General features: G+C 33.9%; 12 protein-coding genes. 5 read left to right on the top strand and 7 right to left on the bottom strand.

Annotation, left to right across the window (positions count from 1 at the left end):
- Positions 1 to 23 precede the first annotated feature (23 nt).
- The 4 genes from queE (at position 24) to IPK88_07380 (ending at position 3,977) form a co-directional block, all read left to right on the top strand.
- Entirely contained in the window at positions 24 to 662 is a 639-nt protein-coding gene (gene queE, locus IPK88_07395; GenBank protein MBK8243233.1) for a 7-carboxy-7-deazaguanine synthase, read from the top strand.
- A 96-nt stretch (positions 663 to 758) separates the two neighbouring features.
- Entirely contained in the window at positions 759 to 1,448 is a 690-nt protein-coding gene (locus IPK88_07390; protein ID MBK8243232.1) for a hypothetical protein, read from the top strand.
- A 111-nt stretch (positions 1,449 to 1,559) separates the two neighbouring features.
- Positions 1,560 to 2,849, top strand: coding sequence for a methionine adenosyltransferase (locus IPK88_07385; protein ID MBK8243231.1), 1,290 nt, complete (start codon positions 1,560 to 1,562; stop codon positions 2,847 to 2,849).
- Positions 2,850 to 2,969: 120 nt separating this feature from the next.
- Positions 2,970 to 3,977 carry a DUF3667 domain-containing protein gene (locus IPK88_07380; GenBank protein MBK8243230.1) on the top strand — a complete coding sequence of 336 codons (1,008 nt, stop codon included), beginning with the start codon at positions 2,970 to 2,972 and terminating at the stop codon, positions 3,975 to 3,977.
- Between the two features lie 314 nt (positions 3,978 to 4,291).
- Here IPK88_07380 and IPK88_07375 read toward each other — a convergent pair whose 3' ends face one another.
- The 4 genes from IPK88_07375 to IPK88_07360 all read right to left on the bottom strand — a co-directional run bounded on the left by IPK88_07375 (position 4,292) and on the right by IPK88_07360 (position 9,852).
- Positions 4,292 to 5,053, bottom strand: a complete 762-nt coding sequence (locus IPK88_07375) for an OmpA family protein (protein MBK8243229.1) — start codon at positions 5,051 to 5,053, stop codon at positions 4,292 to 4,294.
- A gap of 78 nt (positions 5,054 to 5,131) precedes the next feature.
- Positions 5,132 to 5,680 (bottom strand): UbiX family flavin prenyltransferase, encoded by a 549-nt coding sequence (locus IPK88_07370; protein MBK8243228.1) that lies wholly within the window; start codon positions 5,678 to 5,680, stop codon positions 5,132 to 5,134.
- A gap of 9 nt (positions 5,681 to 5,689) precedes the next feature.
- Positions 5,690 to 6,964 carry a bifunctional folylpolyglutamate synthase/dihydrofolate synthase gene (locus IPK88_07365; GenBank protein ID MBK8243227.1) on the bottom strand — a complete coding sequence of 425 codons (1,275 nt, stop codon included), beginning with the start codon at positions 6,962 to 6,964 and terminating at the stop codon, positions 5,690 to 5,692.
- A 32-nt stretch (positions 6,965 to 6,996) separates the two neighbouring features.
- Positions 6,997 to 9,852: an FAD-binding protein gene (locus tag IPK88_07360; protein ID MBK8243226.1), complete on the bottom strand. Its 2,856-nt coding sequence runs from the start codon at positions 9,850 to 9,852 to the stop codon at positions 6,997 to 6,999.
- Between the two features lie 254 nt (positions 9,853 to 10,106).
- Between IPK88_07360 and IPK88_07355 the strand changes: the two genes are divergently transcribed.
- A complete protein-coding gene (locus IPK88_07355; protein ID MBK8243225.1) occupies positions 10,107 to 11,057 on the top strand; it encodes a hypothetical protein in 951 nt (316 codons plus the stop codon).
- A gap of 172 nt (positions 11,058 to 11,229) precedes the next feature.
- On the opposite strand, the gene IPK88_07350 is transcribed toward IPK88_07355, so the two are convergent.
- From IPK88_07350 to IPK88_07340, 3 genes are all read right to left on the bottom strand, one after another.
- Positions 11,230 to 14,646, bottom strand: a complete 3,417-nt coding sequence (locus IPK88_07350) for a T9SS type A sorting domain-containing protein (protein ID MBK8243224.1) — start codon at positions 14,644 to 14,646, stop codon at positions 11,230 to 11,232.
- A 261-nt stretch (positions 14,647 to 14,907) separates the two neighbouring features.
- A complete protein-coding gene (locus tag IPK88_07345; protein ID MBK8243223.1) occupies positions 14,908 to 21,549 on the bottom strand; it encodes a T9SS type A sorting domain-containing protein in 6,642 nt (2,213 codons plus the stop codon).
- Between the two features lie 29 nt (positions 21,550 to 21,578).
- On the bottom strand, positions 21,579 to 22,046 hold the full coding sequence (locus IPK88_07340) for a hypothetical protein (GenBank protein ID MBK8243222.1): 468 nt from the start codon (positions 22,044 to 22,046) through the stop codon (positions 21,579 to 21,581).
- Between the last annotated feature and the right edge of the window lie 413 nt (positions 22,047 to 22,459).

Raw genomic sequence — 22,459 nt, 5'->3', positions numbered from 1 at the left:
ACAATATTGAATCCATAATAGACATGTCCAAATACGCAATTAAAGAAATTTTTTATACCTTACAAGGTGAAGGGAATCAAGCTGGTAGAGCTGCGATTTTTGTGAGATTTGCTGGATGTAATTTGTGGTCAGGTCGTGAAGAAGATCGGGCAAAAGCGATTTGTAATTTTTGTGATACAGATTTTGTTGGTACCGATGGAACATTCGGAGGTAAGTTTCAATCTGCTGAGATACTTGCTAATCACATTTTACAATTATGGCCTTCAACACTAGATGTTAAAAAATATATCGTTTTTACTGGCGGAGAACCCTTATTACAACTTGATGAACCATTAATAACTGCTTTAAAAAAATACGATGTTGAAATAGCTATAGAAACTAATGGAACCATTGAAGTACCCATTGGTATAGATTGGATTTGTATGAGCCCTAAGCCTAACACAACTATTCTCGTTACCGAAGGAAATGAATTGAAATTTGTATTCCCACAAAAAGATCTTAATCCTGAATCATTTAAAAAATTAAATTTTGATCACTATTATATCCAACCCATGGATGGTCCAGATTTACAGAGCAACATTGAAAAAGCGACTCAATACTGTCTGGAAAACCCACAGTGGAGGCTTAGTTTACAGAAACACAAAATTTTAGGGTTAAGATAATTGTTTTTATAAATACAATTGAAGTTGTTAATATCACAAATTGAAGTATTGTTAAATTATATACATTTTTAATCCATGAAAGCTTAATTTTGTATCATGAAGAAAATACTATTGTTTCAATTATTTTTTTTAGGAATCTCTGGCGCTATCTTTGCCCAAGCAACTGGTTTTGGAGTAAAAGCTGGTCCCGGTCTGGGATTTCAAAGGTGGAATGGCGGTTCAAAAAGAGATTTATTAAGCATTTATCATGTAGATGCATTTTTAGATTCAGAATCGGCAAGTGGCAATATCATTTATGGGCAATTAGGATTTCATACCAGGGGTTCATCCTCTCGAATTGGACCTTTTGAAGATGTAAATGGCATTTACTACCCAGCTCGAAGACTAAAGACAGTCTTTTCGAATGTAGTACTTGAAATTGGCGCAAAAAAATTGATTCAAACCAAACGTTTTGAGACATTTTATGCTTTAGGTGTCCGAGGTGAGTATACTTCCAAATCCAAATTTGAATTTTATGATGAATTACAAGATTGGGTTCGAAAATTTAATTACGGAATTTCTATACGAATGGGAGCTGAATGGAAATGGAATAAATTAACTAAATATGGCATTGATTTAAACATTGCACCTGACATTTCTAAACAAATCTATGTTCCAGCAGGAATCAGATATTATAATCCAATCACTAAAACAACGTCTCCTGGTTATGAACAGTCAGTAAGAAATATTGCTATCGAGCTCAGTTTTTATATTAGATTTCTTCAAATTATCGAATATGATGAATAATGGAGTTTCAATTAAGTGATATGAATTAGACAAAATTAATCCTAATTATAAAGAGTTTACAAACATTATAAAATTATTTTATATTTGCACCTTCATTAAAAATAACGAAATATGGCATATTTATTTACTTCAGAATCTGTTTCAGAAGGTCATCCTGATAAAGTAGCAGATCAAATATCAGATGCATTAATTGATCATTTTTTGGCTTTCGATAAGAATTCTAAAGTGGCTTGTGAGACCTTAGTAACTACAGGCCAGGTTGTAGTTGCCGGTGAGGTTAAAACAAATACTTATTTAGATGTCCAGAAAATAGTTAGAGATGTAATTACAAATATAGGTTATACTAAGAGTGAGTATATGTTTGAAGCTAATAGTTGTGGTATACTATCAGCCATACATGAGCAATCAGCGGACATTAATCGTGGTGTTGAACGCAAGAATAAGATGGATCAAGGTGCAGGAGATCAAGGAATGATGTTTGGATATGCTTCAAATGAAACGGATTCCTATATGCCTTTAGCATTAAAATTAGCTCATTTATTGTTGGAAGAATTGGCTAAAATTAGAAAAGAGGGCAAAGTCATGACCTACCTTAGACCGGATGCAAAAAGTCAAGTAACCATTGAATATGGTGATGATAATAAACCTCAAAGAATCGATACCATTGTACTTTCTACTCAACATGATGATTTTGTACAAGCAGGAAAAGGTGTTAATGCACTAGATCGCGCGGAAAAAACGATGTTAAATCAAATCGCTGAAGATATTAAAACCATTTTGGTTCCTAGAGTAAAACGAAAGCTTCCAGCACATATTCAAAAGCTATTTTCAACCAATATTACCTACCATATCAATCCTACAGGAAAATTTGTAATCGGTGGTCCACATGGCGATACTGGATTAACTGGAAGAAAAATTATAGTTGATACCTATGGTGGCAAAGGAGCACATGGTGGTGGTGCTTTCTCTGGAAAAGACCCTTCAAAAGTGGATCGTTCAGCAGCTTATGCTACAAGGCATATGGCTAAAAATTTAGTTGCAGCAGGAATCTGTGATGAAATATTAGTCCAAGTATCCTATGCAATTGGTGTGGCTAAACCTTGCGGATTATATATCAATACTTATGGCACTTCTAAAGTTAACTTAACGGATGGACAAATAGCCAAAAAAATACAACAGTTGTTTGATATGAGACCTTATGCTATCGAACAAAGACTTAAACTTAGAAATCCAATCTATCTTGAGACTGCAACTTATGGTCATATGGGAAGAGAGCATAAAATCGTAGAAAAAATATTCACTGCTCCAGATGGCAAACAAAAAAAATTAAAGGTTGAATTATTTACTTGGGAAAAACTGGATATGGTAAAACCTATAAAAAAACTATTTAAAATCAAATAAAATTTTACAAATCGCTATTTGTTGACCGACTTTGACTATTAGTTAAAGTCGGTTTTTTTTTATCATAAAACATTCTTTATCTTTACATATAACAACATGAACCATTGAGACTTATTCATCATGGCCAGAAAAAGAATAAAGGATACTATTTGTAAAAATTGCGACACCAAAATAAATATAGGTGATCATTTCTGCCATGAATGTGGTCAGGAAAATCATGCACCCAACCAACCCATTAGACATTTATTCTTTGAATTGATTGAATCCATTTTTCATTTTGACACTAAAATTTTATTTACTTACAAAACATTTTTCAGTACCCCTGGTAAGATAACAAAGGAATATAATGAAAACAAAAGAATGCGGTATGTACCTCCTTTGCGAATGTATATATTCACGAGTGCTATCTTTTTCTTTTTTCTTCAAATGAACACAGAAAGCCATACTCCAACAATAAAAACGGATGCCATTCAACAGGAAAGATTTGATTCAATTTTAGAAAATAATACTATTATTAACAAAAATGATACAAGTTCTGTAAAACCTGATTCAACAATAAATATAAACTTTAGTATATTTGATCAACACTTTTCATTAACACCTTCTATACTAGACGATATTAGTAGAAATCCTGAACATGTAATTGATTCATTAATCATTTCGAAAGGATTAACACCAAACTTTTTTTATAGAAAGTTTTTCAAACAAATGATTAAAACTATTAAGGCTGATGACCAGTATACAAAAAACATCTTACGACTATTTATCAAAAATACATCTATATCCATTTTTGTGTTAATGCCTATATTTGGGTTATTGCTATTTATAATATATTATAAGTTTAAAAAAAATTATTATGAATATCTCATTTTATCTATTCATTATCATACTATTTTTTTTACCGTTTTAGGGGTTATTCTAGCCATTGACTATTGGTTTAAATGGAATTCAATAATTCAGTATGGAGTTCTCATTATGTGGATATATTTATTATTCACATTAAAATATTTATTCCAACAAGGATGGATAAAAACCATTGTAAAAACTATTCTTTGTAGTATAATGTATATTATAATAGTATTTATTGGTCTTTCCATTAGTTTACTTTTGGGTTGGATTTACATTTAAGAATCAATTTATTTTCTGTATCAAGTAGGAAAACTGAATGAATGAAATACATTAAATAAAAAATTTACTTTTTTATGTTTTATAGATCGAAGGATTTATTTGATTATTCCACAATATTAATATAAAACTGCACAACCCGGCATTTCAGTTTATAGTTGGTATTTTGATATGGAATTAGATGCTCAATAATAATATTTAATAATAAGATATTGGTGAAAATGAGTGGATCTTATTATCAAGTTGTAAATGAGGTAAATTAAAAAGTCCATTTATTTTACGATAAATGGACTTTTTAAAAAAAAGACTTTTATTAATTACTTTTTCTTAGACAATTCGTAAAGTTTAGAAACGTCTGGGCTAATAATAAATTCAATTCTTCTATCCATAGCAGTTTTATCCCTTCCTTCAGCAACAACACCTGTAGGTTCAAAACTACTTCTACCAGATGCCGTTAATTGTTCTGGTGCAACTTTTTGCTTCAATAAATATCGAACCACATTATTTGCTCTTAAAGTAGATAAATCTAAGTTGTCTTTAAATGGTGCGTCTGACTTAACAGGAGTTTTATCAGCATGACCTTCCACAACAACTTTCATTCCACTGTTTTTAGTGAATACCGTAGATAAACTCTTTAAAATGGTTTCTCCATTCTTGTTTAATATCCCTGAACCCTTTTTATATAATATACGGTTCGGTAGAGAAACATATAACTTATCACCCATTTGTTTAACGGATAGGTCTGCTCCATCGACCATTGAGAAAGCTTTGTGGATTTCATCTTTAATTCTTTGAATTTCAGCTTCCTTTTGCTTATTCATTTTTTCTAATTCAGACACTTGATTTTGAAATTTTGTCAATTCGCCTTTTGAATTTCCTACTTCACTATTCAATTTAGCGATTGATTTTTCCAAGTCCATTTTGCTTGATTCACAGTCTGTCAACTTACCCTTTTGAGCGTCTAACATTTTTTGTAAATTGGCATTATCTTCTTGTAATGATTTAAATTTCTTTGAAGATACACAGGAAGTAACGGAAATAATTCCTAATAGTAATAATGATAACAATTTGATTTTCATGGTTTTATAAATTTTAAATTTTAAATATGATGATTTTTTTATATATTTAATTTATGTAACAAACTCTATTCCAACTTTTTATGAATTCCACCTAAAAGTATCAATATTCAGTCCAACCAAATCTAACACCCTATCTGATACTGTTGCTACAAGTTCTTCTATTGAACTTGGATTTGAATAAAAGGAAGGAATGGCTGGACATACAATACCTCCAGCTAATGTAATCATTTTCATGTTTTCTAAATGAATTAAACTGAAAGGTGTCTCTCTAAACAGGAAAACGATTTTTCTTCTTTCTTTCAACATCACATCAGCCGCTCTACTCATCAGATCTGAAGAAATTCCATGTGCTACCCTAGCTAAAAATCCTGCAGAACAGGGGCAGATTATCATTGCATCAAATTTAGTTGATCCAGAAGCAAATGGTGCGTTAAAGTCGTCATTGGAATACAATTGGAAGCCAAAATTTTCAATGTTAAAATTTGGATTCTCAAGTTTCCAATTCACTAAAGCATTTTTACTTAATACTATCGATACATGGCAATCCGATATTGTTTTAAGCTTTTGCAAAAGTACTCTTGCATAAACTGAACCACTAGATCCTGAAATACCTACTACGATTTTCATCTTACTGTACTAAATCACCTCTGCCACCACAAAGATACTTCCAGTGACAACAATAATATCATTTTTACCAGCCTTTTTCTTTGCAGCTAAGAAACCATTCTTAACCGATTTATAGGCTTTGCCTCTTAAATTATAAAACGCTGCTTTTTCTTTCAATTCTGATGCTTTTAACGCTCTTGGAAGTTGAGCATTGACAAAATAATAATGGGCATTTCTGGGTAATAAATTCAGCACTTGATCTAATGGTTTGTCATTGACAAATCCAATAACAATATGTTGTTCATCATAATTCTGTTGCATTAACCAATTCATCAAAAATTGAATACCATCTTGATTGTGTGCAGACTCTAGTAATATTTTTGAAATTCCTTCCTTCCATTGCCATCGACCCATTATTTTAGAATAATCAGTGGTATTCTGAAAGGCACTTTTAATTTTGTCAATTTTTAATTCAATTCGTTTTACCTGATTTAAAATTTTGCAGGCAGCAAAAACTGTTCGGTAATTTTCCAATTGAAACGGTCCTTTTAAATCAGGACTAAATTCAATTTCATCATTAAAACGTATTCTTGAAATACCTTCATTATTTGTATTGAATTCACTGACTATATTATCTTCAGCATAATATAAATTCGCATGTTCCAATAGTGCCTTTTCTTTAAATACAATTTCCGTTTCATTTTGCCTTCTTCCTATAACAACTGGTATATGTGATTTTATGATTCCTGCTTTTTCTGCAGCAATTTTCTCTAAGGTATCACCTAAAATTTCAGCATGATCTAAGCTTATGTTAGTTATAATACTCATTATTGGGGAAATGATATTCGTTGCATCCAAGCGTCCACCTAGTCCAGTTTCAATAATTGAGTAATCAACTTTTTGATCTTTAAAATAACAAAAAGCCAAGGCAACGGTCATTTCAAAAAAAGACGGTTTAATTTGATCAAACAATGTCCTATTTTCTTCAAGAAAGCGAACAACAAATTTCTTACTGATATATTCGCCATTTACTTTTATACGTTCTCTATAGTCCTTGTAATGAGGAGATATATAAAGTCCTGTTTTATATCCATGCGCTTGTAATACTGCTGATAAAAGATGTGATACTGATCCTTTTCCATTGGTACCTGCGATATGAATGCATTTCAAATGGTTTTGTGGATTCCCAAGAGATTCACATAATGTTAAAACATTGGTAAGATCAATTCGATATGCACTTTTACCTACTCTTTGAAACATTGGAAGTTGGCTATACATGTATTCGATTGCTTCTTTGTATTTCATTATGTCCTATTAATAAATTAGAAAAGAATACATCAAATTTGTTCTATAGCTTCAACCCAATGAATGGATTTCTTTTGTGAAAAATGTTCAATTTGATGTCTGCAACTAAAACCAGTTGCAATAATTATTGTATCTTCCGAAGCACTTTTAATCGCAGGAATTAATGTAGTATTTGCTATTACTTCAGATATATCATAATGTTTTTTTTCATATCCAAAAGACCCTGCCATTCCACAACACCCAGAAGGTATTTCATTTAACATAACTTCAGTATCCAGGTTAAATAATTTATGCAATGAAGACGTCGTAAAAATTGCTTTTTGATGACAATGTCCATGCAATAAATAATTTCCTTTTTTTATTTTTAATTTTACTTTAATATCCTCTTCAGATATGTTTTTTACAATAAAATCTTCTAATTGATAAATTAGATTTCCATAATGCTTCCATTTAATATCATCTAACAAATCAGGTATATCGTCTTTTAACGAGGTCGCACATGATGGTTCACACATTATAATTGGAATGTTTTTTTTCAAATACGGTTCCAATAATTCAAAAGTTTTTTTTCCTTCCACTCTGGCTTGATCCAACAAGCCATGAGATAATGATGGTCTCTGACAACAACCTTCTGAAAAAACCTTCACCTCATATCCAAATCGTTCCAAAATAAGTTTAGCTGATAAACCGATATTTGAATCATGGAATTTCATATAGGTATCAGCAAATAAAACAACTTGGTTTTTTGTATCTGATATTCGTTTAATTTTATGACTAAAAGGTTTTTTAGTATAAAGTGGTAGTATCCGTCTTCGGTCTAATCCAGTCATTAATTCAATAAAATATCTAACAATGGAATTACTTAAAATGGTATTAACCATTGGGGCAAAAAATCCTGATGAAATTCTTGAAATAGTTGTTTGATTAATAATTAATCTATCTGCAAATGAAAGTCCATGTTTTTGATGATGATTATGCAATACTTCTGCTTTGAATTTTGACATATCCACATTACTTGGACATTCTGATTTACATGCTTTACATGATAAGCATAAATCCATAACTTCCTTTAAAAAAGGGCTATTCATGTTATAGTCGTCTAATTGGCCGCTCAAAGCTAGTCTGAGGGCATTTGCACGACCCCGGGTGCTATCTTTTTCATCCCTAGTTGCTCTAAAACTTGGACACATGGTACCTCCTTCCAATTTTCGACATTCGCCGACACCATTGCACAAATGTACAGCATCATTAAATCCTCCTTCATCCCGAAAATGAAACATTGATTTGTAGGCTAGGTCTTTGTATTGTGGTCCATATCTTAAATTATTATTTACTGGTGGGGCATCGACAATTTTACCTGGATTTAATATATGATTTGGGTCGAACAAATATTTAACTTGTTTAAATATCTGATACAATTTATTGCCAAAAAAAGATTCATTGTATGGACTTCTAGCTAATCCATCACCATGTTCCCCACTCCATGATCCTTTATATTTTTTAACCAGTTCAAGCGTTTCCAAAGATATTTGTTCCATACGCCTGATATCCATTTCATCCCTTAAGTCCAATAAAGGTTTAACATGCAAGAGTCCAACACTTGCATGAGCATAGGCCACAACATGGGTATCATATTTTTTACAAACTTGAAATACTTCTTTAATATAATCAGCAAGGTGCTCCAGTGGAACTGCCGAATCTTCAATGAAAGCAATGGGTTTACGATTGCCTTTAACACCTAATAGTAATCCTAATCCCTTTTTTCTAACTGTAAAAATATCATTTATACGTTTTCTATCACTAAAAATTGGATGTGCATACCCGATTTTTAGATTTGACAGAAATAGGACGAGTTGCTCGGCCTTATTTATTGCATTATTTAGTGAATCTCCGTAAAATTCTACAACTAATGCGCCTTTAGGATTTCCCTCTATAAAATCACAATAACGTTTCGTTTCAATATTCTCACGACTCAATTGAATTAACATTTCGTCAAGTAATTCCACAGATGCTGGTCCGAATTGAGTTATTTCTGAAATATGAGATATGGATTCGTAAAAATCATCAAAATGAACAATACAAAGACATTGAAATTTTGGCGTCGGTTCTAACTTAATTTTGGCATCCAAAATAATACCCAAAGTCCCTTCACTACCTACTATTAAATTACAAAGATTCCATTTTGTATTCAAAAATTCATCCAAATTATATCCTCCAACTCGCCGCATGACTTTTGGAAAACGATCTATTATTTCTGTTCTGTTATTTTGAACTAGAGCAAATAATTCACGATATAAATGTCCTTCTCGTGTCTTTAATTCTAATTTTTCTTCCAATTCCAGACTGGATAATTCCTTACAATGAATGATCTGACCATCATCTAACAAAACTTTCAATTCCAAAACATGATCCAGAGTCTTTCCATATAAAATGCTTCTGGTTCCCGAAGAATTATTGGCTATCATTCCACCAATGGTTGCTCTGCTTGAAGTAGCTGGATCCGGAGCAAAATGCAAGTGGTACTTTGCCAATTGATTATTTAAATAATCTCTAACTATACCAGGCTGAACAATTGCCCATTTATCTTCTACATTAATGTCAATAATACCATCCAAATATTTAGTAAAATCTATAATTATAGCTTCAGCGACCGTCTGACCCACTAAACTTGTGCCGCCTCCACGAGCCATTATGGGTATTTTATGCTCCTTTGCGAATGTTACTATTTTAATAATATCCTGCTCATTTCTGGGAGCCGCAATGGCCAAGGGTTTAATTTGGTAATTACTAGCATCCGTTGCATAAATCCCCAAATACAGGTCATCGATGTAGAAATCACCCGATATAGATGTGGCTAACTGATCAAAATTTAGCTTATTTTTGGCTATTAAACTATTCACGTGGCAAAATTAAAACATTCCCGAATGATTTCATTAAAGATATTCACTCATAAGATCTATTATATATATAAATTATAAATTAATATGAATCCTTCTCGGCTTAACTTTATCATAATTTCAATTCTTAAATAAATTTACATTTTAATTATTTTGCATCCAAACTCATCAAAATGATTTCAAATTCATTAAGCATACGGATTTTTAAATTTTTGGAAAATGCCTATTTTTCTGAACACAAAAAAATGATAGAATCCCTAGGCACCATTTTAAATTTACAAAAATCCACCATTTATAAAAAAGTTCAGGGTGAAAGTTCATTAACATTAGAAGAAGTTTATAAAATTTGTTTGCATTTCGTCATTAGTTTAGATGAAATATTAGGTTTAAATGATAATAAAATTTATTTTGATTTTCCGGCATTAAAAGGAATTGGAACAAATGCCGTAGATTACTTAAAACCAATTGCCGTAGATTTAGAAAAGGTACACAGCTTAAAGCCACATATATTTTATGCTACTAGGGAACTACCCATTTTTTATTACTTCTCATCTGTGTATTTGGCTTCGTTTAAATTCTTTGTATTCCACAATATCATTTGGCGAGAAGATAAATATGCAATAATAAAATTTGACATTAATCAATACCAACATGATACCGAATATACAAAATTGCTGAGTCAAATAACGGATTCCTATATGAATTTAAAGAGCACAGAAATCTGGAATGTACAATTAATCGATAATACGTTGAACCAAATAAAGTATTTTCTTGAAAGTGGATTATTTCAAACCCCTCAAGATGCAATTAAATTATGTCATGAAATTCATCATCTGGTAGACCGAATCGCAAAAATGATGTCCACAGGTAATAAATCAGTATTTAAACAGAATCAAAGCCAAGCAGGACAAGTTAATATCGTTAACAATGAAATCACTCATACAAATAATGTCATCTTCGTCAATAGTGAAACACTTCGTGCCGTATACAATACCTATGACAATCCCAATTTCATGAAAAGTTACAATTCAAAACTATGTGATTATACTGAGCAATGGATTAATCGATTAATAATAAATGCAGCTCCTTTAACCCATGGGAGTATAAAAGATCAAAACAATTTTATAAATAAATTTAAAGAACGAATTGATAAAACAATCATTTTTATTGAAGCCTACATTCAAAATAATTCATGAGTACTATAAACCATCAACCTGCATTATTTTGAAAATTAGAAGTACCATTTTTGATTCCTAAGAAAGTAAATTATCAACTATCTATTTGCTTTTTCTATAACTCGCATTTCAGGAATTAATTTCTACTATTTCTATACCAGAATTAAAATATTTTAAAAAATCAAAGATTGAATTATTCCTTAATAATTTGGCGATATTCTATTGCATTCCCCAAATTAACCTTCATCAAATATATACCTGATTTAAGTTCTTTCAACTGGCAACGATATTTGTTTTGATCGCCAACCATTCTAGTTTGTTGTCTAAAACAACGCTTACCTGTAATATCCATTAATTCCATTTCTATAATATGATTCTTATAACCATGAAACTCCATAGTCAATTCATCAATGACTGGATTAGGATACACACTAAATAATTTATAAGTCTCAGAAGGTGCTACATCTGTAATTTTGCCATAAATAAAATCAAATTGAACTCCACCACCCATATCCGCATTAAAACCCTGAAATGCAACTTGAGTATTTGGATTCAAAACTCGTTCTAATCTTAAAGATCCACTGCCATTATTTGGAAAAAACCAAAAATTTAAACCATCATTACTATTGTCTTCAAACTTCAGTGTGTAACAACCAGGCGTGATTTCAAGACGATCGACATAGGTGGTATTAATATCCAAATTGTCTCTTGACAAAACTACATTCCCAAGTTGATCTGTAATGGAATAATAATTATCCGAACCAATATTATTTGTTTTTAATCGCAATTGTAATGGATCAGAAACAATATATTCCTTGGCAGGTGTAAAACTACTCGTTGCTAAATTATTTTCCAAATTATCATCTGCACTATTATTTACAGAAATTATTTGTACCTGAAATACTTTTTCAACATTGGAAGTCAACCAAAAACTACTTGACGCTAATGGGAAAACTATATCTATGGTCTCCATAGGTTTAATTGTTCCGGTCCAATTGTAATTTAGTGCATTACCTCCCAACACTTGATATTTAAACTCAAGACTTGTAATAGTGGTTGCACCAGTATTCCTAAGTACAATAGTAGGTGTATTGCAAGCAGGATTCAATCTTGCATATTCTACTGATTTATTATTAGGTCTCTTGATTACTTCAATAGAAGCATCCAAATTAAAACTCATTTTATCATAAGTGATTAATTGATTTGAAACTAAATAATTTGCATCAGATAAATACTCTCCATTTAAACCATAATCAATTTCTATTTCTTGTCCAGGAGTAACAAATGGTATCATTTCAAATTCATGAACATCACTGGCCATTCCAGGACACCAACCAGCTCTATCAAAAACCCATGTACCTCCTTGTGGATATATTGGATTTTTACCACAATATTTCCACACATCATATTTGAATTCTTGATTCCCACCATTGATATTAATAAAATGTTCCCGGGGAACAAACTCTCCATTTTGACCATGACCAGTTATAGCAGAACGCAATTTGTATGAAGATGCATTAGCGTTGAGGGTAAACTTACGTGGTTCAAAAACTGCATCAGATTGAATATCTCCAAACCAACCTCGATTCGGAGCCCATACATTTTGAATGTCCAAAACCTTTCTAGATGGTGTACCTTTAATAAATAAAAACTTTATATCTAATTCCTCTTGATTTTCACCACCATATTCAACAGACAAAAATTTTCTTCCTTTTAAAATTGGAGCAAAATCCGTTACATCAAAAGTAAAAAGCTTGCCATCGACTCCTAAATTCAATCCATTCCCATAAGGAGTTACTAAAGACAATAATTCGAATTTTGCAGGTTGTTTTTTATAATAGTTTAATTGCTTAATTGAAAAAGTGCCTTCAGGCATAACTTGACTAGAATCAATCTTATCCCCATTCTCATTATAGATATAATTAAAATCTGCTTTAAAAACATATTGCGTATCAATAATTACAAGATCTGTTCCAATAACTTTATAATTTATAACTTGATTTTGTGAATTAATAACAGAATCATATACTACATTCCATTTGTCATTAACCAAATAATTGCCAGTAGTAAAAACAATGTTAGGTCTAAGTCTATTTAATTGAAAATTTTTAAATAAATCAACACCTCGCAGTGATCTCCATGTTGGAATTAAAATATTATTTATTGCACCATTTGGTGCATTCGAAGCAGTAACTTTTCCCACTCCCTCATTGAAATTATAATTCGCAACTAATGAGTTATAATTAGGATGATTTTGCAATTCACTATGGTACATCCAATCCCTTATAGTTTGTTGGTCTAATGCCTTGTTCCAAATTTGAAAATCATCAATATTTCCGTAATAATTTAATGATGGTAACCCAGATGCAGCGATTACAAAAGAATTGATATCAATTGTCCGTTTCATTCCAGTCCCTGAATGCCATAAATTGCCATTCAAAAATATTTTCATCTCTCCTGTAATGGCATTTTTAGTAAACGCCCAATGATTCCATTTTCCAGAGTACTCATTGATATTAGCTGCCTTTGAAATTCGATCATAATTCCCTGAAGCATCAGCCCCACAATCAAAATAAACATTTCCGTCACTCCATGGAAGATGTACATTTATTTGTCGCCTCAATTTAGCATCTAAACCTTCAAACAAGACCGTATTAGCAGGTAAATTAGGAGCACCATAACACCATAGAGCAACAGTTACTTCATTAGAAACCGATGAAAACTGAATTCCATTAGTACTAACACTTCCTATGCCTTGAAAGTATAAATGGTTATCAGGTAGGTTAATAAAAAGACTTGCATCAAAGTCTGCTTCATGAGCTTTCAATGTTAACGGTAAAATTGGATTGCTTGTAAAGCTAAATTCAACAAGTATATTTGAAATTCCATCCCACCTAAATGGTTGATAAAAATGAAAATCATTTATCCCTGCATTAAATTTCGTATCTTTATAATAAACCTCTGTGAAACCTTCTAATTCAGGTGACTTCTCTTCTAGAAGATTGGAACTTACCTGCTTCATTCGAATTCTAAAAAAAGTCAATTCAGAATCAGTATTATCAATATCTAATTTAATATTAAAAATGTTGCCAGAGTTTAAGCCCGCTGCAAGCAGTTCATTTGACTTGTACAAGTATTGTGTTTTACTTATGCTAGGTTTTAGACCGCCTAATTCAATAATCTTATTATCTTTTCCAATGGATCCATTTGATAACATATTTCCAGATAAAGTGGCATTATGTTGGATCGTTTTAAATATTTGATATGTAGGATGGTTTGTATAATTGAAATCAGTGCCATTAAAATTGGAAATTACATAATCAGGATGAGCCGCTTTTGATGAATCTATTCTGCTTGGATCAGTAATAAAAGTATTACAACTGTAATCCCATTCATAACAACCTACATTCCCATTACCAACTGCTGCATTATGACATCTCATATTATAAAGCATTAGAATTTTGCGATATGAAGTATTATCATTCGGAAAATCAAAAGAATCCCGCCGTATAGTAGATTTCCAATCAAAAGTCTGAACTTTAATGGTGTCTTGTGAGTAACTAAAGAATCCTAACAAAAGGAACGTCAGTGTAACAAAAATGGCTTTCATATAAGGCTGTTTAAAAATTAAAATTTGGAATTCAAATAAAAATATTGTTAAATCTTATGTTATACTTTTCAATTAATTTCCACACAATTAAAATATTAGTGCAAATTCTAGATTAATCAATTGAGGTAACTTTAAAAATATTTTAATACAATTTCAAAGATAAATTAATTAGAGTTTATGTGGTATATAATTAAACTAAAAATGCCCTTCAACTTTCGTTGAAGGGCATTATAATAAAACTAAATGTCTAAGATCAATCGATTACTCGATTACGACCATTCTCTTTGTTGCTGTATGATCAGCTGCATCTAATTGATAGTACAATACGCCTGATACGCTTAACTCACTCTTCGTGATCTTATAGCTATTCAAGCCTTTTTGTCCTTTCAATTCGTATACTCTTACTACTTTTCCGGTTACATCGTATACAGTTAATTTAACTGCTGATGCTTCTGGTAAGCGGTAGCTGATTACGCTTTCTTTGCTGAACGGATTTGGTTCGTTTTGATACAATTCGAACACACCTGTTTCTACAATTCCTTTATCGGTGCGTACGCCTAATTTAACTTCTTTAACTTGATCTAAGTTGTCATAAGCTTCTGCTCTTGTTACATCACTTGTGATGCTGATCATCTTACTGATATTGCCGCTTCTTGTTGCTTTAAACACGATGCTGTACAATACTTCGTTTGATTTATAGCTTTCTCCCACGTTTGAGTTCCAGCTTGTTGTGATCACTCCACTTCTGATCGTTCCGATATTGCTTTCATTTACATTCAACACGCCTCTTTCTACTCCTTCGTATACCAAACTTTCGTTGTCATACTTCATTGTAAATTGATAACCTGCGATGCTTGCAAAGTCACTTGATTTAACATTCATCTTATACGTCTGTCCAGCTACTACTGTACCTTCTTCGATTTCTAAGTTCAATGTTCCTGTCGTACGGATTGATGTTCCTACTAAGCCTGCTTTCGCATTACCGTTCACATCTCCCATCTTGATTGCCATGAAGTTCTCTTTGTACTCCACTTTGTCATTTACACTTACTGTACTTGATCTTGGTGCATTCCATGGTTTGCTTGGATCTGCAAATACATATGAATTCGGTACAAATGTCCATGATGCTACTTTCGTAAATGTTGGTTGTACGCCTAAGATTAATTTTCTCATTTCTGAGATATCTGATGCTGTTATACTTCCACTTGCGTTTACGTCTGCTGCTATCAACTTGTATGGGCTCGTTATTGGTATTTGACCCAATATGTGTTTTTGGATCTTAACGATATCCGCTGTACTTACTCCGTTCAAGTGATCATCGTTGCGACTTGGTTTAACTGTATATACTATTGGGAATTTCAAATCTCCAAATGTATAAGGGCTTCCTGTCACTTCTTTCATCGCTGAATTCGCTGTCTCTAACTGCATTGTTACTGGTTTAGCTTCTTCACTTCCTTCTGTTTTAAGACTTCCCGTGATCTTACCAAATGATCCTGTATTTAAGCAGCTATCTAAGTTATCTTGTACAATTACTATTGTCTTGCAATAGTCTCTGTTTCCTTCTTCGTCTTGTACCCACATTTCAACTTCGATTCTTAACTCATCGTTTTGTCCAGCTGCTACGAAATCATCGCAACATACTCGGATACTTGGTTTGTTTTCATCTCCGTCAAAATAGAATTTCAAGCTGTCTTTTGGTGTACAGTTGTCATAACTTCCATGATCTAAATCCTTAGCCCATATATCCACACACTTAGATGATGGCATTGGTACTGTGATCACTCCTGTTAAGCAATATGGTGTTGGTGCTTTACAATCTTTGATTTCAAATAATGTTTCGCATACTCCTATATTTCCGCAACCATCCTCTACATTCCATCTGATTTTGTGGATACCGATTGGGTATGTTCCACTTGCATTGAATGGATTGTGATTGTCATCAGCGAATGGATTGTGGCTATACTCTACTGTATCGCCTGCATTATATTGACGTTGGGTCAATGTTCCTACTCGGAAGTCATAGCCTCCGTGTACTCCCTTGCCATCATTGTATGCATCAATCTTGTATTCCCAGAACAACCAATCTACTGGTGTACAGTTATCTGTTGCTGTTGCTGTTAAGCTGATATGACCTACACATACTTTTAATGTCGGATCTATCACTGCTGGCTCACATGGTCCAACTTCACATGTAACTACTGGTTTGTCTTGATCTCTTACTTTGATCACTTGTAATGCTTCCCATCTTCCGAAATCTGGATCGATGAATGGATCATATTGACACCAGTCAATCACTACCCATTTACGTAATACTTTGAAGCATGCATCTGGTTCTATTGTGAAGATCTCATCAAATTTTTCAATAGAGATTAATGCACAATTGTCATCTGCGTTATTCACCACTACTGGTTTACCCAATTGTGGATTCTCTGGGCTGATGTCTGCTCCACAACCATCGATTACGATTGGATTTTGGTTACATACACCATTTGGCCATTGGATATCTGAATATCTTGGATCATTACAGTTTAGTGGATCAATATAGAATGGATCACAATCTACTACCCAAATGGTTTGGATTGCATTCACTCGGCTATTGTTTGGTCCTGTTGCTGTGATGATACGTTGGATTTGTCCTTGTCCGCACTCTCTTAAGTCATTTACTACAATCGTTGGGTTCGTTCCGCATGCACTTAATGCATAACCGTCAAAGCCCCATACTAATTCATACTTGCGATCCCAGTGTGCTGTATCAAACAATTGGTTGTAATAGATACATGCTTGATTTGGTGCAGGTACCGGTACTTGATTTGTTTGTACATAGCCTGGATAGCCTGTGTATTGATTTCTTTCGCAGAATTTGTGACATACGATATCAGATGTTTTTACTTTTTCTCTATCTGATAAGCTCGTTACCACTCTACCGAATTGACGGTCGCTTGGATCATTTGCTTTTGTGATATCGAACCAGTACCAGCAGCTTACTACCATATTTGGTGGTGCTACTACTGTAGGTACACTCTTATCTTGTACTTCTACTTCTACCATACAATCGCTGAATCTTCCGAATAATGCACTGTTTGGATTGGTCATGTTGATTGGTGCTATCGGGCCTGCGCCTGGATTCACATCAAATACTCTAAACACTACCATGATCTTTTGTCCTACATCTGCACAACAGAATCTTGTAACATCATCAAAATATACTTGATTTCCTGCCAATACTGTGTTGTCATCTCCATTTAAGCCTGCACATGCTACTACGTTATTTGAATTACTTCCACTGTTGGTTCCCAACAATTCAGCCATTCTGATAACTTTGAACCAGATGTGTGGTTGGCAGTTGTCAAATGATCCTTCGTCAAATGATTCTGCAAATATTGAAGCATAATTTGTTCCAGGATTTTGATTTCCATTCAAGCTCACTACTGTAGCTGTTCTACATACTGCTTGTGGTGGCGTTCTGTCGATTACATTTAATTTAACTACTTTCTTAGTTATATTTCCACAACAGTCTGTTGCAATGATATAACCATTTTGTAATCCTTCTGGCATATTTACTACTACATATCCTGATACTTCATTTCCTAATACAGTTCCGTTTTCAACTTCTACTGTATAGTGTAATTCATTTGAACAGTTGTCCACGATCCAGGCTGGTGGTACGTCCCATCTTCCTGTACATGTCCATGTTTCCATGTTAACTCTTGTACTATCTGGATATAAAATATTCGGTCCTTCAGCGTCTACTACCTTGATAATTTGGTTGTGACCTCCTACTAAACTTGTACACCAATCTAATACTGTCCATTGACGTAATACTTTATAACATCCTATCGGACCTGCATCACAACCAGGTGTTGCTAAATCAAATATGATATCTTTGTATGTTACTGCTAAATTGATACAATCTGTTCCTCCTGGTTTTCCAGTTCCATGCCACATAATTCTTGTGTCAGGACCCCAACATAATGGATTGGTTTGTGACCACTGTCTGTGTGCTGGATAGTATACCGGATCAGGATTTGGATGTCCAAAATTTGGACTGTTTGGATTGTCGATACAGTTCCATCCCAATACTCTTGGTATTCTTCTGTTTGGATAGATGTTTGGTTGGTTAGGGTTTGCATACCAATAGGCTGAATCTAACAAGTATCCATCTACGCATTCAGGGAAGTCTGCCATGTGTGGACCTACATTCTTATTGCGATCTATTTTCTCATCACATAATAACATTGGTTCTTCGATATTGTCAAAGTTCAATGGAACGCTTACAATATTTAAATCTCCTAACGCTACTGTTATTGTTTGTGTACATACTGATCTGTTTCCACTAGCATCTACTGCTGTAAATGTACGTAAGATCAATTTTGAATATCTAGCTGCACAACCTCCTTGTGTTGCATTATCTCTATATGTTACACTTGCTCCTCCGCAATTCTCAAGTACTGTTGGTTGACCTGTGAATGATGGGGTCAATGGTGATTGACATGGAACGCATGTATCTCTTGGACATGTCATTACCGGTGGTAATTTATCCTCTACTGTAGCATGTCCCCAACATGAATTTCCTGTTTGTGGGTCACGTACTGTGATTCTCAATTCTCTTCCGATTTCATTTCCGTTAATCTGTACTCCCGGTTTTGTTAAGTTACGATCGATCAATCCTCCGTTTCCAGTTGTTGTCCATAATCTTACTTCAACGATATAGTCATCATAACATCCGTAAGGTCCTCCTTCTAATACCATATCAGCATTGATGGTAGCCTCACAGTTTTGATCCAATGAAATTTGTACTTCATCATTACATACTAATGCTAATGTTTGGTTTGCCCATTCGTTAACACATACCTGGAAGTTACATACTGTAACGTTTCCTGCAGCGTCTGTTGCTCTATAGCATAAATTAGTACATCCTATTGGGAAGTAACATCCAGGACCAAATGGTCTTCCGCATGTTTGACTTACAGGTACCATTCCTGCCATTCCACCATCTACAAATGCATAGAAGACATCTCCAGGGAAACCAAATGGTACGCATATCGTTCCAAAGTTCGCTCCTGCAGCGTTTACTGAGATACCTCCTATTCCACCTGCTGGTGTATTGTGTATTGGATTGATCACTAACTGACCGTCTCCATAATTTCCTGTAGCACATGTTCCAAATCCAGGTAAGTTCATACTGTATCCAGTATTTTGTGCTCCTAAGATCGCAATACCTCGGATTTCTCCAGGGCCTAAGGTTATTGGGCTGCTGTTTAATCCTCTTCTGAATGTTTGTGTTCCATCGCATGCTGTCGCTGTATCAAATACATTCGCCGGCTTACCGATCCATAATGTATCTTTTGTTAATCCAGCTGTTCCTGCTGTCCATGCTGATGTTCTTACTGAGTCTGCTGCTCCTGTAGTCTTAACTAAAGTCCAGTTCGCTCTTGGATTGGTATTTGGGCAAGATTGAGCGGTAGGTATAGTTCCTGCTCCAACTCTCCAACTCACAGGGGTATTTTTCATATATACTTCAAATACACCTGCTTGTGTTCCTGCTCCATTATCTGTAAATGTTGACACGAAACCACTGATGATCATTGGTTTTGTTGTATTGTTCTTTAAGTCGAAGAAATATCCACCTGAATCACCGCATGCGTTAATACCGCAGAAGCTTTGTGAATATTGGTTACATCCTCCTGAAAATCCCAATGCTCCAAATATTAATGTAGAAGGACAGTTATCTATTGCCATAAATGCTGGAGCATCCCAGAATGCACCGCATTCTCCAGGACCAGCATTAAGATTTACTCTGTTTCCTTTAGGGCATGCCGGTACAAATGTTGGTGGTTCCAAATCTGCTATATTAATAGCTTGGTATGAAGTATCAAATGATCCACATCCTGTAGATGATCTCCATAAGATATGTTTTAATCCTGATGATGTAAATTGTATTCCTGCTGGTGGACATGGTAAAAATCCTGCTTGGTTTATACAACTTAAAGTCGCAGCAGTTGGTGGGCCTGTTAATATTGCATAACTAACTTGTACTGCTGGTACATTTGTTGTTACATTATATCCTGCATAAAACGGTGCTGCTGTTGATGGCGCAACACTTCCAGGTGCAGTACATGAAGCAAATGCTCCAGCCGCAACACATGGTATTGGTGCTGCTGCACATGAACCTGGCGCTAATGGCAATGTAGTTACTCCTGTAAAATTAGGTAACGTAGCTTGTGGTTCGAACGTCAATGCCCAGCTGGTCATTTGACCAGTCTCGCCACTCCATCCGTTTTGGAATACTAAGGACCATTGTCCTCCTATTCCCGTTCCTGCTGGAACCACATCGTTCAAACTGCAATAGCTGTTGATTGGTGGAGTAGCATTACATGATTGTCCACATGCTGATGTTCCTCCAGTTCCTACTGCAGGTGATAGTTGTTTATAGATACCTGGTGTTGGTGTAGCCGGATACACTACATTCGATGTATCACAGATATTGATACCGTTGAAAGTACCGCCTGCTGATGATAAACCTACCGTTTGCATCAAGGTTACATAATTGTTTAGTGGATTACGCATGTGTAATCCAAAATCACAACCCCAAGAGTTAATGACAAAATTTAAATTAACATTCGTTAATTTATAAGTCGTATTACATAATGCAGGTAAAAGCATAGAAAACTGCGTTGCTTGGCCAGTTGCTATGGTTAAACCATTACATGTAACTATACCTCCAGCTGGTGGCAATATACAACCTCCACTGGATTGGTTTATATTCGGAGCTATATTGTCTCCGCATATATTCTGCGATGATGCAGAGTTAAAAGTGATTGCTTGTGCATACACTCCAGTCGTATATACGACTGCAAGCATCACTGCGAACACCATTTTTAATTTGTTTACTGTTTTTTTCATGAGATATTGAGTTTGAGATTTAGCTATTCCTATTGTTTAATTACGTCGATGATATTAAAAAATTCAACATTCCATGCACTCAAACTAACACCCTGGGGTACTATTTCATTTAATGCATTTGGATTTGAACTCACTCGACCAAAATTTGCTGCTGCATAAGCCAAGTATGCTACATCGTTCATCGTATTGCCTCGCTCCATATTCACTGCCATATACATATATATATTATGTGCTGACAACAAATTAGAAATTCTTGGATCACTCTTATTTGTTCCTCCAACTTGTGCAATTTGATCTGCTAGTATTTGTACCTGTTGATCAATGATTGCTCTAACTTCTTGTTTAGATTTCAACAATGGAATGGAAGATGGCCCTAATTGGGCTGATAGGTTTTGGAATTGACTTAACGAAAAGAACATGACTAATGCTATTGTCATGAACCTGGTCCGGCCATCTCCTAGAAAAAGTAAAAAACGCTTAAAATTCGTCCTTTTCATAAGATTTGAGTTTTGGTTAATTTAAGTTAAAATAAAATATGTTCATTTCTCTTTATTCCACCCTTCCGATTCATAGCTTTTAGTTATTATTCTTTAGCTATACTCTCTTCTGAGTTTCCTATTACACAGCGAATATTATTTCGATGTGCTTGCATTTATAATATATTAAAACAAACTAACGTCTTGTCATGAACATGACAGACACAAAACATTGATACTTTTCTGGTTTTCTAAAACAGAAAAGCACTCACAGATCCGTTGAACTTAGTTCAATGATCTGGTTTTCAATAAATTGAGGCTCTTTTCTTTTGGATTGCTTCGTCCAGTGGAGTTAAGCCTTGAGTTTGGTTTAATTCAATTATACCACCCCTAACAGGTGACGTTATTGAACCTTCAAAGGTAAAATTTTAATC

Source organism: Candidatus Defluviibacterium haderslevense (assembly GCA_016712225.1).
Taxonomy (GTDB): Bacteria; Bacteroidota; Bacteroidia; order Chitinophagales; family Saprospiraceae; genus Vicinibacter; species Vicinibacter haderslevensis.
Note: the sequence above shows the minus strand (reverse complement) of the source record. Positions and strands in the feature narration are given on the sequence as shown.